A 13,151-nucleotide genomic window follows, 5' to 3' on the forward strand; every position below is an offset into this window, starting at 1 on the left:
ACCCGCCGACGCCGGTCGTGATCCGGGCGTAGGGCAGCTGACCGCCACCCGGCGACGCTGGGCTTACCGACCGGTAGGGTGTCCGGCGTGGACATCGTCGCGCTGGTTCTGGTCGGCCTCGTCGCCGCGCTGCACGCGTACTTCCTGGTGCTGGAGATGTTCCTGTGGACCGCGCCGCGGACCAGGGCCGCGTTCGGCACGACCGCGGAGTTCGCCGAGGCCAGCAAGGCCCTCGCGGCCAACCAGGGGCTCTACAACGGCTTCCTGGTCGCCGGCCTGGTCTACGGCATGTTCGCCGGCGATCCGGTCGGCTTCACGATGCGGGTGTTCTTCCTGGTGTGCGTGATCGTCGCCGGGGTCTACGGTGCCGCCACCGCGAGCCGGCGGATCCTGCTCGTGCAGGCCCTGCCGGGCGCGCTGGCCCTCGCGGCGGTCGTGATCGCCCACTAAGACGACCGCAGCGAGTTACGCTGCGTCAAGTGAAGATCACTCGCTGTCTACTGATCCTGGGCCTGACCCTTGCCATCGGCGCCTGCGCCAAGAAGGACGAGCCGGGTGGCGAAGGCAGCACCGGCGGCGGGTTCAACGCCGGGCTCACCGAGGTCGTCAACCCGTCGACGGCGACCGGCGGCACGCTGAAGCTCGCCAGCGCGCACGACGTCGACTCGTGGGACCCGACCCGCTCGTACGTGACGGCGGTCTACAACCTGCAGCGGCTCTACGTGCGCACGCTGCTCACCCCCGACGCCAAGCCGGGCACCGACGGGCTGAAGCTCGTCCCGGACCTCGCCGCGGCCGCCCCCACGATCTCCGCCGACGGGCTGACGTACACGTTCACGCTGCGTGACGGCATCCGGTTCGAGGACGGCTCGCCGATCACGGCCAAGGACGTGCGGCACGGCATCGAGCGGCTGTTCGCGCAGGAGGAGCTCAGCGGCGGCCCCACGTACCTCATCGACCAGCTCGACCAGGGCCAGCACTACCCGGGCCCGTGGGCGGACAGCACCGGCCTGCGCAGCATCTCCACCCCGGACGACAAGACCATCGCGTTCCGGCTGGCCGAGCCGTTCGCCGACTTCCCCTACCTGCTCGCGATGGGGGTCGCCGCGCCGGTACCGACCGCGAAGGACACCGGCGCGAAGTACGGCGACAAGCCCGTCGCGTCCGGCCCGTACCGGTTCGAGGCGATCGAGCCGGGCAAGAAGGCGGTGCTCGTGCGCAACGACGCGTGGGACCGCGCCACCGACACCGTGCGCCGGGCCCTGCCGGACCGCATCGAGCTGGTCATCGGCACCGACCCCAACGAGATCGACCGGCAGCTGCTGGACGGCACCCTCGACGCCGACGCCGGCCAGGGCGGCGTGCAGGCCGCGACCCAGCCGAAGATCCTGCTCGACGCCGCGCTCAAGGCCCGCGCCGACGAGCCGACCACCGGCTTCGTGCAGTACGCGGCGATGAGCACGGCCGTGCCGCCGTTCGACAACGTGCACTGCCGCCGGGCGGTGCAGTACGCGGTGGACAAGACCGCCGTGCAGACCGCCCGCGGCGGGCCGGACGCCGGCGGTGACATCGCCGGCGGGATGCTGCCTCCGGGCATCCCCGGGCACGACCCGGCGCTGGACCCGTTCCAGAGCCGCGCCGGCAAGCCGCAGCCGGCGAAGGCGAAGGAGGAACTCGCCGCGTGCGGCCGGCCCGACGGGTTCGACACCGTCATCGCCGCGACCGACAGCCCGAAGGCCGGCAAGACCGCGGAGGCGATCCAGGCATCCCTGGCCGCCGTCGGCATCAAGGCCCGCATCGAGGCGTCGGACCCGTCGCTGTACGCCCGGCAGGTCGTCGGCTCCCCGTCGAACGTGCACAGCAAGGGGTACGGGCTCATCCTGAGCGCCTGGTCGGCGGACTTCCCGACCGGTTACGGCTTCTTCCCGACGCTCGTCGACGGCCGCCTCATCCTGCCCAACGGCAACAACAACTACGCCGAGCTGTCCGACGCGGCGATCAACGACCTGATCGACCGGGCCCGTGCCACCACGGACCCGGCCGCCGGGGCGAAGCTGTGGTCCCAGGTCGACGCGGCGGTCATGGACACCGCCGCGATGCTGCCGCTGACCTACGACAAGGTGCTCAACTACCGCAACCCGAGACTCACCAACGTGTTCGTGAACCAGTACTACGGGATGTGGGACGCCACCGCGCTCGGCGTCGCCTGAGTATCTACCCGGCGCGGTCGCCGGCCGGTGGGCGCAGCATCGCGTACAGCGGCGGGCCGTCGCCGATCGGGACCGGGTCGGTGTCGGCGTAGCCGTGCCGCGCGTACAGCGCCGCGTTGCGCCGCCCGGTCGCCTCCAGGTACGCCGGCAGCCCGTCGGCGTCGGTGACCCGGTGGTGCTCCCGCAGCAGCCGGCTGCCCAGCCCCCGGTTCTGGGCGGCCGGGACGACACCGAGGAACGCCAGGTAGTCGTGGGTCAGCCCGTCTGGGTGCGCGGCCAGCATGTCCTCGTCGAGCCGGACGAACCGCTCGGTGGCCGCGCCGCACGCCTCGGCGAGCCGCCGGTCGTAGCCGTCGATCTCCGGCTCGAACCTGCCGTCGAGGCGCACCCAGGCCGCCGCCGCGGTGCCGTCGGCGGTCAGGTACACCGTGCCGTGCTCGACGAACCACGGGGTGACAAGGTCGAAGTAGCGCCGGTACACCTCGACCCGCTCGGCGCGGTCCGGCACCAGCCAGTGCGCGATGGCGGTGTCGTTGAGCGCCGCGGCGAGGACCGCGGACACGGCGGGGACGTCGCCCGTCCCGGCGCGTCGCAGCGCCGGGACGGTGGAGGTCGACGTCATCGGGGACCGGCGCGGTGCGCGGCGGCGTCCTCGGGCTGGACGGTGAGCAGCGCGGCGTTCACGCCCTGACCGATGCCCCGGTACGTGTCCGGCTTCGCCGAGCGCAGGAACGCGGCCCAGGCCGAGCCGACGATCGCGGCGGCGAGGAACAGGCCGGGGAACAGGTAGCGTTCCAGGGCGTCGGGCTCGACGCCGAACAGCGTGTCGAACTCCACGATGGTCACGATCAGCACCGCGAGCAGCAGCACCGCGCCGATGGCCGGGGCGATGAACCGCCGCCACAGCGACAGCTGGGCGAGCTCGCCGTCGCGGTTGCGCAGGAAGTACGCGAGGATCGCCACCGACGTGACGGTCATCAGGATGAGCACGCCGAAGCCGCCGGTGACGGTCCACCAGAAGAACAGGTAGACGACCGGGTCCTTGTCGGCGAGCGCGAAGACGGCCAGGACCGCCAGCGCCAGGATCGACTGCGTGACCGAGCCCCACAGCGGCGCCCGGAAGCGGCGGCCGGTGGCGCCGAACCAGGCGAACAGCACCCGCTCGCGGCCGAGCGCGAAGGTGTACCGGGCGGCGGTGTTGTGGAACGCGAGCAGCGCGGCGAACAGGCTGGTGATGAACAGCGCGTGGCCCAGGACCAGCCAGATCTCGGCGAGGTGCGGGCTGACCAGCACGAACATCGTCTCGGTGCCGTTCTCCGTCGACATCTGCACGATCTTGTCCGGCCCGGCGGCGACGGACATCGCCCAGGAGCAGAACGCGTACAGCAGGCCGATGATGAGCAGCGACAGGTACGTGGCGCGCGGGATGTTGCGCTTCGCGTTGCGCGTCTCCTCGCTGTACACGGCGGTCGACTCGAACCCGACGAACCCGGCGACGGCGGTGGCGAGCGCCGCCCCGGTCCCGGCGCTGAACAGCTGCGACGGGTTGACCGTGTCGAACGTGACGGTGCCGCCGGCCGGGTGCGCGAGCTCCACGACGGAGAAGATCAGCGCGATGATGACCTCGGCGCCGAGCAGCACGCCGAGCACGATGCCGCTGAACTCGATGCTGAGCACGCCGAGCACGGCGATGACGGCCCAGGCGATGCCGGCGCACACCCACCACGCCAGGTTGATGCCCCACTGGTCGGCGAGGAAGCCCTTGAGCACCGCGCCGAAGCCGCCGTACAGGCCGATCTGCATGAAGTTGTACGCGAGCACGGCCACACCGGCCGAGCCGAGCCCGGGGATGCGGCCGAGGCCCTGCGTGACGTAGGCGTAGAACGCGCCCGAGTTCACGATGTGCCGGGACATCTCCGTGTAGCCGACGCTGAAGATGCCCAGCACGACGGCCATGGCGACGTACGCGACGGGGATGCCGAGGACCTGGGTGACGGCCCAGCCCGCGGTGGCGCCGCCGCCAATGACGGTGAAGGGCGCCGCGGCCGCGATCACCATGAGGATGACGGTGAACACCGTCAGCTTGTTCTGGTCCAGCGCTGAATCGATCTTGCTGACGTAGCCGCCTGTTGGCGGCGCGGTGGAGACAGGCATGACGTCCTCCGGGGAAGTGAGGGGATGCTGCTTCAGCGTCCGTTCATGACCTTGTTGCCGATGACGACCCGGGTTTCCTGGACGAGGGTCTGCACATCGGCGTGGGACTGCTGCATGAGGTGCTCGAAGTACGCGTGCGCCGCCTGCCCGCCACCGTCGAGAATGCTCGGCAGCAGTCCCGTGGCGTCGGCGACACCCAACAGGTGTACGTCGATCTGGTCGATCGGTCTGCGCTGCGCCAATGCCGTTCCGAGCCGTACCCGCGGCCAGACGAAATCGTTCGTGTCGGTCGGCAGATAGAACGTGTAGCGGCGCAGCAGCCGGCGGCCTTCCTGGGGGATGACGTGATTGCCGGCGACCAGGCGGCGGGCGACCCGCTCGTAGGACTCCATCGACAGATAGGTGAGCCAGGTCCGCACGTCCCTGGGTGTGCGCTCACCGCGGATGTCGTCCAGGACCGCGTGCGCGACCGAGTCGCCCGGGGTGGCACCGGCGCGCACCAGCAGCAGGCCGTCCTCGACGGTGAGGATGCCGGCCCAGCCCAGCTCGGCGATCAGCGCGGAGGCGAGGCCGACCCTGGTGGCGTCGTCGGAGAGCCGGAGGGTGCCGCTGCGGTCGTCGTGGCAGAGGCGGAAGAAGTCGTCGGCCAGCGGCTCGCGACGCCTGCGATCAGACAGCAACCGCGTGCCATTCCGCTTGCTGCCGCACAGTCGTCTCCCATGAATGCAATCCGGCGCTCCGAGTCCGGGAAGCACCGTAGCGGTTGCCCGCGATGCACTTCAATCCCGGACGACGTTTTAACAACCCGGAAACGCCCGCGCCAGGTCTGCTCAACGGATAATTGCGAGGTCAGACAGGATATGACGTCCTTCGATTAAGAAAGTTTTTCACCAACCGGCGGCCGCACAAATGACGCACAGGCGGGCAACCCGCCCCGGTAGGGTGGATCCACATGGATGTGTTCATGATCGCCGAATCCGGCGACGGGCCGTACGGCATCACGACCGGTCCGGACGGCGCGCTGTGGTGCACCCTCGTCCATGCCGGCGCCGTGGCCAGGGTCGCGCCGGACGGCTCGGCGACCCGCTTCCCCCTCACCGGCGACGGCCCGGCGCTCATCACCGGCGGCCCGGACGGCGCGCTGTGGTTCACCCTCCTGCGCGCGGGCGCCGTGGGGCGCGTCACCACCACGGGCGGCGTCTCGCTGTCCCCCGTGCCGGACGCGCAGGGCCTGTACGGCATCGCCACCGGCCCGGACGGCGCCGTCTGGTACACCTCGATGCAACCGGACCAGGTCGGACGGCTGGCACCGGACGGCACCGCGACGGTCGTGCCGATGCCGGCGGGCTCGATGCCGTCGATGCTGACCCTCGGCCCCGACGGCGCGCTGTGGTGCACGCTGAACCAGGCCGGCGCCGTCGCGAGGATCACCCCGGACGGCACGGGCGGCGCCGTCACCGTGTTCGCCCTGCCGACCCCGGACGCGGCCCCGGTCGGCATCACCACCGGCACCGACGGCGCCGTGTGGTTCGTGGAGATCGCCGCCGGCCAGGTCGGCCGGATCACCCCCGACGGCGCCGTCACCGAGTTTCCGCTGCCGGACCGGGCCGGCCGCCCGCACGCGATCACCGCGGACCCGGCGGGCGGCTGCTGGTTCACCGAATGGGCCGGCAACCGCGTCGGCCACATCACCCCGACCGGCACCGTCACCCTGCACGACCTGCCGGTCCCCGGCGCCGAGCCGCACGGCATCACCGTCGCCCCGGACGGCACGGTGTGGACCGCCCTGGAGACCGGCGCGGTCGCCCGGCTGGCCCGGCGCTGAGCGCCGGACGCGCCGGGCCGCCGGGCTCAGCGCGTTACGACAGGACGCGCAGCTGGACGGTGGTGGCCATGTTGGACAGCTGGGCGAGGATCTCCGCCGGGTAGTCGATCGCGATGTCGGCGAGCAGGTAGCCGAACTCGCCGCGGGTGGCCAGGATCTGGCCCTCGACGTTGACCTTGTGGCCGGCGAGGATGCTGTTGACGTCGGCGAGCACGCCCGGCACGTTGTGGTGCAGCAGGGCGATGCGGTGCGTGTCCGGGGCCTGCTGCAGGTTGAGCCCCGGCAGGTTGACACTGAGCGTGGTGGAGCCCTCCTGCACGTACTTGTGCAGCTTCTCCGCCACGAACGAGCCGATGTCGGACTGCGCCTCCTCGGTGGAGCCGCCGATGTGCGGGGTGAGGATGACGTTGGGCAGGCCGCGCAGCGCGGACTGGAACTCGTCACCCTTCGCCTTCGGCTCCTTCGGGAACACGTCGACGGCGGCGCCGGCCAGGTGACCGTTGGCGAGGTGGTGGCGCAGCGCCTCGTGGTCGATGACGAAGCCGCGGCTCAGGTTGAGGAAGATGCTGCGGGGGCGCATCTTCGCGAACTGCTCCTCGCCGAAGAAGCCGCTGTTGCCCGGCCGGCCGTCGACGTGCAGGGTGACGATGTCGGACTTCTCCAGCAGCTCGTCGAGGGTGTCGCAGCGCTGCGCGTTGCCCAGGGCGAGCTTGTCGGCGGTGTCGAAGAAGTACACCTTGAGCCCGAGGTTCTCGGCCAGGACCGACAGCTGGGTGCCGATGTTGCCGTAGCCGACGATGCCGATCGAGCGGCCCCGAACCTCGTGGCTGCCCTCGGCGTCCTTGTCCCAGATGCCCGCGTGCATGCCGGCGTTCTTCTCGGTGAGCCGCCGGGTCAGCGCGATGATCTCGGCGACGGCGAGCTCGACGACGCTGCGGGTGTTGGAGAACGGCGCGTTGAAGACCGCGATCCCGGACTCGGCCGCGACGCGCAGGTCGATCTGGTCGGTGCCGATGCAGAACGCGCCGATCGCCCGCAGATGCGGCGCGGCGGCGATGGCCGCGGCCGTCACCTGCGTCTTGGACCGGATGCCCAGCAGGTGGACCCCGTCGAGCTTGGCGATCAGCTCGTCCTCGTCGAGCGCACGCCCGAGGGTCTCGACCACGTATCCCTCGGACCGCATCCGCTCGACAGCGACGGGGTGGATGTTTTCGAGGAACAGGACCCGCACCGGGTCGCTCTGGGATGTCTGTGACTGCACACATCAACCCTAAGTGACCTCAGGTGTCACTGGTACGTGACCCGCGACTCGTTCCGCTCTGTGCGACCGCGTGCCGCTGCTGCAGCTTCGCGCGGATCTCCTCCGGCGTGTAGGCTCGCCGCCGCCGCTCCGCCCGCGCGACCACCACCCCGGTCGCCGCGACACCCACGACACCGGCCAGGCCGAGCACCTTCCACCACTTCGCCTTCATGGGCCTCTAGGGTACTGGTCGTGCAGGGAGCTATCGATCTCGACGACGCGGTGCAGATGACCCGGACGGGCGACCTCTGGGTGTTCCGCGGCCGGTCCAAGGCCGACCGGGCGATCCAGACGCTGACCAACAGCCCAGTCAACCATGTCGGCATGGCGGTCGTGCTCGACGACCTGCCGCCGCTGATGTGGCACGCCGAGCTGGGCAGGTCCCTGCCCGACATGTGGACCGGCACCCACCAGCGCGGCGTGCAGCTGCACGACCTGCGCGACGCCGTGCTGGTCTGGGGCCGCCGCTACGGCCAGCGCCCGTGGCTGCGCCAGCTGCACCACGAGGTCTCCCCCGCGATGGAGGAGGCGGTGCTGCGCACCGTCGCCCGGCTCGACGGCACCCCGTTCCCGTCCACGGCCCGCCTCGCCGGCCGCTGGTTCCAGGGCCGGATCCCCAACATCCGCAAGCGCAACGACTCCTCGCTGGAGACCGCGTACTGCGCCGAGGTGGTCGCCGTCACCTACGAGGAGATGGGCCTGCTGCCCAAGGGCCGCCGTGCGAACTGGTACGACCCGGGCAAGTTCTGGAGCGGCGACGACCTGGACCTGCTGCACGGCGCCACCCTGGGCGACGAGATCGCCGTCACCCTGCCGCCGGCCTGATCGGGAACTCTGGCAGGAACGCGGCGCGGACGCGGCGCAGCCAGTCCTCGGCGACCCGCTCGTCGGGCTCGGCCGGCAGCACGCCCGGGGTCGCGTCGAACGCGGCCTCGTACTCCGCCAGCATCCGCCGGGCCGCCTCGATGTCGCCGGCGGCGACCTGCTCGCCGAAGTCGAGGAAGCGCTGTGGGTCGTCCAGGCGGATGCGGATCACGCCGGTGGTGTAGGCGGTGTACCCCTGCCAGCACAGCCGCAGCAGGTGCCGGGCGTGCTTGGCGGTGCGATGGCGGGTCTCGGAGGAGAACGAGCCGTCGCCGCGGGACTCCAGCTTGCGGAACTGCTGGCCGGCGTAGCCGAGGTACGCGTCGCGGATGCGCTTGGCGGACAGGAACGACGACCGGACCGCGACCAGCTCGTCGCCGATCGGGGTGCGGGTCTCGTACAGCTCGCCGGGCAGCCACATGAGCTCCGACACCGTCGGGTTGCCGCCGAGGGCGAGCAGGCAGTACTTGCGGGCCTCATGGAACGTCACGTCGGGGTGCGAGGAGACCACCGACTCCGCCGGCGGCCGCAGCCCGTGCAGCGCGACGGTCGGCACGGCGAACACGCCGAGGCGGTCGATGTCGGAGCCCGGGCCGGCCAGGCCGTAGGCGGTCGAGCCGACGATCCCGGCGAGCAGCACGTTGTCCGGCGTCATGATCCCAGTGTCCCGGTGCTGTCACCGGTTTTTCCATCACCGGGTTTTACAGCTCGGCCGCCCGCAGCAACGCCCGGACCCCGAGCACCGCCCGCAGCGGGTCGCCGTCGTCCATGTCGTCCACGACGCAGGCGGTGCCGATGAACTCGCCACCGGCCTCAAGGACCATCTCGCGGGTGGCGCCCGCCTGCGCGCCGCTCTCGATCCAGTCGTCCACGCACGCGACCCGGTCGCCGGGGCGCACGAGCCCCCGCCGGAAGCTCATGATCCCGCCGCCACCGTGGTACGACTCCGGCAGCGCGCGGCGCACGAACGCCGGATCCGGCCCGAGCGCGACCCGGTCGTTCTTGCGCACCTCGACGAAACCGACCCCGAGGTGCGCCGCGACCAGCACCCCGACGAGGCTGCCCCGCGACACCGGCCCGGCCACCAGGGTCGGCGTGCCGGGGATGAGCGCGGCGAGGGCCGCCGGCAGGTCCCGCAGCACCACCGGGTCCCGCCACCATTCGGTCACGTCCGCGTACGCCAGGTCGGGCCCGCCGCGCCAGTGGAACCCCACCTGCAGCCGGCCCGCGAGATCCACCACGCCGCCGACGGTAACAGCGTGGCGGGCTCAGGCGCCGAGGGCGGGGGCGGGCTGCCAGCGCCAGCGGGGGGCGCAGTCGGGGTCGTTGGCGGCGAGCACGGCACGCAGGACGCCGTCGGGGTCGCAGCTGTACAGCCCGGAGCTCCACACGTTGTTGACCTCGAGCACGGCGAAGTCGCCGGCGTCGGTGCGCCCGACGTCGATGACGGCGGTCGGCGGGACGTCCTCGGCGGGCAGATCGGCGAGCATGAGCGCGACGAACGTGGCGGCCTCGTCGTGCCACGACGCGCGGTGGTGGCGCAGCGACGGGCTCCACTCCTCGCCCTCCACGACGTACGGCGACCAGGCCACCGGCTCGCGGCCGATGGTGAAGATCCGGTACTCCGAGGCGAGGTCCAGCCAGTGGTCCATGATGATCAGGGTGCTGTCGGCGGGCAGCCGGGCGGTGCGCAGCCGGTTGCGCAGGTCGTCGGCGTTGCGGACCCACGCGGCGGAGAAGGCCGGGTGCTTCTCGTCGGCGAGCTTCGCCACGGCGGGGCACGGGCCGACGAGATCCGGCGCCTCGCCGACGCTGACCAGGCGGATGTCGCGGCCGGTGACGTCGCGGGGCAGCCCGGCGAACCAGCTCGGACCGGCCCCGTGCAGGCGGATGTCGACGCCGCCGGCGATGAGGGTGGTGAGGTAGCCGCCGGCCGCGCGCCAGGCGACGCCGTCGGCCGAGCGCAGCCCGGTCACCTCGGCCGGGTCGCCCGGCAGCTGCGCGACGGGCAGGCCGATGCGGCGGGCGGCATGCGTCATGGCGGCACTCGCCTCAGGCGAGCGCACCCGCATGGCCAACGTCCGGAACTGCCGCACCCGTACATCCTGCCAGCGAGGCCCATCAGTGTCGCTGCCGGTGGCCGGTCGGCCCCGAGAACGGCATAAGCGCTGCACTCGCCGCCATCACAGTGACACGTTGGGGGACATCGGACCCGATCGAGCCAGACAGACGGTACAAATCGGGCATGGTGTGTTGCATGGCAACGGACCTGCTGTCCCGGCTGCGCCGCCTGGCCCCCACCGCACCGCCGCAGCGCCCCGTCGTGCCGCCCGTGGTGCGGCGCGCCCGGGCCCGGCGCCGGCGGCGGCTGGCCGCGACCGTGACGCTGCTGGTCGTGGTGCCCGTGGTGACGGCGGTCAGCACGTACGCCCGGGACGTCGACCGCGGCGTGCACGTCCTCGGCGTCGACCTCGGCGGGCACTCCCGCGCCGATGCCGTCCGGCTGCTGCGCGACAGCCTGCGCGAGCGGGTTGCCGCGCCGGTGGCGGTCCGCGTCGGCGAGACGGCTGCCGCCGTCGACCCGGCCGCCGTCGGGCTGGTCCTGGACGTCGAGGCGACCGTGCAGCGGGCCGTGCGGGCCACCCCCGGCCCGTTCGCGTGGCTGCACGGCGGCATCACCGTCGAGCCGGTCGTGCGCGCCGACCCGGCCCGCCTGTACGAGGCGCTGATGGCCCACCTCGGCGCCCAGGGCGACGCGCCGGTGCTGCCCGCGGTCCGGTTCGACCGGCAGCGGCCCGTCGCCGTGTACCCGGTCAGCGGCCGCGGCATCGACCGTCACCGGGTCGGCGCGATCCTGGAGGCGGGCTGGCTGCGCCGCGGTACCGTCGAATTCCCGGTCGTGGATCTCGTGCCGCGCAGCACGAAGGCCGACGTCGACCGGCTGCTCGCCGAGCTCGCGGCACCCGCCGTCGCCGCGCCGCTGGTCGTCGTCACACCCCGCGGCGAGGTCACGGTCCCGGCGACGGCGATCGCGGCGGCGCTGAAGCTGGAGTCCGACGCCGACGGGCTGATCCAGCCGTCGCTGGACCCGGCCGCGCTGCGCCGGGCGGTGCCGGCCTTCGCGAAGGTGGAGGTCGCCGCGACCGACGCGACGTTCACCGTGCAGGACGGCCGCCCGGCGGTGAAGCCGCAGGTCGACGGCGAGCAGGCGGACCTCGCGGCGGCCACCCCGGCGATCCTGGCGGCGCTGCGCACCTCGGCGACCCCGCGCCGGGTCGAGGTCGGCCTCACCGCCAAGCCCGCCGCGGTGTCCGCGGCGCAGCTCGGTGCCCTCGGCGTGCGGGAGCAGGTCTCCACGTTCACCACGAAGTTCGTCGCCGGCCAGCCCCGCGTGGTCAACATCCGCACGATGGCCGAGGCCCTGCGCGGCGCCCTCGTCACACCCGGGCAGACGTTCTCCCTCAACGGCCACGTCGGCCAGCGCACCCACGCCAAGGGCTACGTCGACGCCCCCGGCATCGAGGACGGAAAAATCAAGAACTCCCCCGGCGGCGGCGTGTCGCAGGTCGCCACCACCCTGTTCAACACCGTCTTCTACGCCGGCCTGCAGGACGTGGAGCACCGCCCGCACACGTACTACTTCGACCGCTACCCGGCGGTGATCGAGGCGACCATCGTCTACCCGTCGCTGGACCTGCGCTTCCGCAACGACTCGCCGACCGGCATCCTGATCGACACCGCCACCACCGACACGTCGGTCACCGTCACCCTGTACGGCACGAGACGCTGGGACGTCACCGCCGAGTACGGCCCGCGCACGAAGGTCGTGCAGCCGCCGACCACGTACCTGCACGAGCCGGACTGCAACCCGACCGACGGCCTGCCGGGCTTCACCCAGGAGGCGTTCCGCGTCTTCAAGCAGGACGGCAAGGAAGTCCGCCGGGAGCGCTTCACCTGGCGCTACGACCCCGAACCCCACTTCATCTGCACCCCCACCTCCCCCTGACCACCCACCCACGCCGAGGGCACCAACAGGCACAGCCACGGGCCGCCTTCGACCAAGTGACCGTTGATCAAAGCCCCACAATGGCCGTCCGGACGGCCGGATCCCTCCGTCGATCACGAGCGGCGCTAGAAAGATCGGGGCCCGAGTGCTGGCGAAGCGATCTCGGGAGGTGGTAACCGCACCGACCGACGCCGAGCGCACCGACGGGGCACGACCACGGCCCGATGGGCACGACCGCGGGGCGCCTTGGATCATGCGACCGTTGATCAAAGGCCCGGGATGGTCATCCGGACGACCGGATCCGTCCGTCGATCATGAGCGGTGGCGGAAAGATCGGGGCCCGGGTACTGGCGAAGCAATCTCGGGAGGTGGTAACCGCACCGACCGACGCCGAGCGCACCGACGGGGCACGACCACGGCCCGATGGGCACGACCGCGGGGCGCCTTGGATCATGCGACCGTTGATCAAAGGCCCGGGATGGTCATCCGGACGACCGGATCCGTCCGTCGATCATGAGCGGTGGCGGAAAGATCGGGGTCGGAGTGCTGGCGTAACGGTTTCGAGGGGTGGTTGCCGCTCCGACCGACGCCGAGGGCGCCGACAGGCACGGCCACTGGGCGGCAGGCACGGCCGCGAGGCGATAGACACGGCCGCGGGACGCCTTCGATCATGCGACCGTTGATCAAAGGCCCGCAATGGTCATCCGGACGACCGGATCCGTCCGTCGATCATGAGCGGTGGCGGAAAGATCGGGGTCGGAGTGCTGGCGTAACGGTTTCGAGGGGTGGTTG

General features: G+C 71.9%; 13 protein-coding genes. 5 read left to right on the top strand and 8 right to left on the bottom strand.

The features are described 5' to 3' along the window. Positions 1-87: 87 nt before the first annotated feature. Entirely contained in the window at positions 88-450 is a 363-nt protein-coding gene (locus AB0H83_RS15670; protein WP_360093145.1) for a DUF1304 domain-containing protein, read from the top strand. A 29-nt stretch (positions 451-479) separates the two neighbouring features. Then, entirely contained in the window at positions 480-2,210 is a 1,731-nt protein-coding gene (locus AB0H83_RS15675; protein WP_360093148.1) for an ABC transporter substrate-binding protein, read from the top strand. Positions 2,211-2,214: 4 nt separating this feature from the next. On the opposite strand, the gene AB0H83_RS15680 is transcribed toward AB0H83_RS15675, so the two are convergent. Genes AB0H83_RS15680 through AB0H83_RS15690 form a run of 3 tightly spaced genes read right to left on the bottom strand, consistent with a single transcriptional unit; the run spans position 2,215 to position 5,044 of the window. Further along, a complete protein-coding gene (locus AB0H83_RS15680; protein ID WP_360093151.1) occupies positions 2,215-2,832 on the bottom strand; it encodes a GNAT family N-acetyltransferase in 618 nt (205 codons plus the stop codon). Then, positions 2,829-4,364 (bottom strand): APC family permease, encoded by a 1,536-nt coding sequence (locus AB0H83_RS15685; protein ID WP_360093154.1) that lies wholly within the window; start codon positions 4,362-4,364, stop codon positions 2,829-2,831. The genes AB0H83_RS15680 and AB0H83_RS15685 overlap by 4 nt, the downstream gene beginning before the upstream one ends. 32 nt (positions 4,365-4,396) lie before the next feature. Continuing rightward, positions 4,397-5,044, bottom strand: a complete 648-nt coding sequence (locus tag AB0H83_RS15690; protein WP_360093157.1) for a GPP34 family phosphoprotein — start codon at positions 5,042-5,044, stop codon at positions 4,397-4,399. Positions 5,045-5,316: 272 nt separating this feature from the next. Here AB0H83_RS15690 and AB0H83_RS15695 point away from each other — a divergent pair, with 272 nt between their 5' ends. Then, on the top strand, positions 5,317-6,189 hold the full coding sequence (locus AB0H83_RS15695) for a virginiamycin B lyase (protein WP_360093160.1): 873 nt from the start codon (positions 5,317-5,319) through the stop codon (positions 6,187-6,189). Positions 6,190-6,223: 34 nt separating this feature from the next. Here AB0H83_RS15695 and serA read toward each other — a convergent pair whose 3' ends face one another. After that, complete coding sequence (gene serA / locus AB0H83_RS15700) at positions 6,224-7,450, bottom strand: phosphoglycerate dehydrogenase (RefSeq protein ID WP_360093163.1); 1,227 nt, start codon at positions 7,448-7,450, stop codon at positions 6,224-6,226. 19 nt (positions 7,451-7,469) lie between these two features. Next, on the bottom strand, positions 7,470-7,661 hold the full coding sequence (locus tag AB0H83_RS15705) for a hypothetical protein (RefSeq protein ID WP_360093166.1): 192 nt from the start codon (positions 7,659-7,661) through the stop codon (positions 7,470-7,472). 56 nt (positions 7,662-7,717) lie between these two features. Here AB0H83_RS15705 and AB0H83_RS15710 point away from each other — a divergent pair, with 56 nt between their 5' ends. After that, positions 7,718-8,314: a hypothetical protein gene (locus AB0H83_RS15710; RefSeq protein WP_360093290.1), complete on the top strand. Its 597-nt coding sequence runs from the start codon at positions 7,718-7,720 to the stop codon at positions 8,312-8,314. Here the strand turns inward: AB0H83_RS15710 and AB0H83_RS15715 are convergent. From AB0H83_RS15715 to AB0H83_RS15725, 3 genes are read right to left on the bottom strand one after another with little or no spacing between them, the layout of a single operon-like run. Beyond that, entirely contained in the window at positions 8,295-9,008 is a 714-nt protein-coding gene (locus tag AB0H83_RS15715; protein ID WP_360093169.1) for a nucleotidyltransferase domain-containing protein, read from the bottom strand. The genes AB0H83_RS15710 and AB0H83_RS15715 overlap by 20 nt on opposite strands. 46 nt (positions 9,009-9,054) lie before the next feature. Beyond that, the gene (locus AB0H83_RS15720; RefSeq protein WP_360093176.1) at positions 9,055-9,594 is read right to left on the bottom strand and encodes an adenine phosphoribosyltransferase; all 540 of its coding nucleotides are present in this window, start codon (positions 9,592-9,594) and stop codon (positions 9,055-9,057) included. A gap of 27 nt (positions 9,595-9,621) precedes the next feature. Beyond that, entirely contained in the window at positions 9,622-10,449 is an 828-nt protein-coding gene (locus AB0H83_RS15725; RefSeq protein WP_360093179.1) for an ATP-grasp domain-containing protein, read from the bottom strand. A gap of 161 nt (positions 10,450-10,610) precedes the next feature. Between AB0H83_RS15725 and AB0H83_RS15730 the strand changes: the two genes are divergently transcribed. After that, positions 10,611-12,359 (top strand): VanW family protein, encoded by a 1,749-nt coding sequence (locus AB0H83_RS15730; protein ID WP_360093182.1) that lies wholly within the window; start codon positions 10,611-10,613, stop codon positions 12,357-12,359. The last annotated feature ends 792 nt before the right edge of the window (positions 12,360-13,151 follow it).

This window comes from Dactylosporangium sp. NPDC050688 (genome assembly GCF_040654515.1).
In the GTDB taxonomy this organism is placed as follows: domain Bacteria; phylum Actinomycetota; class Actinomycetes; order Mycobacteriales; family Micromonosporaceae; genus Dactylosporangium.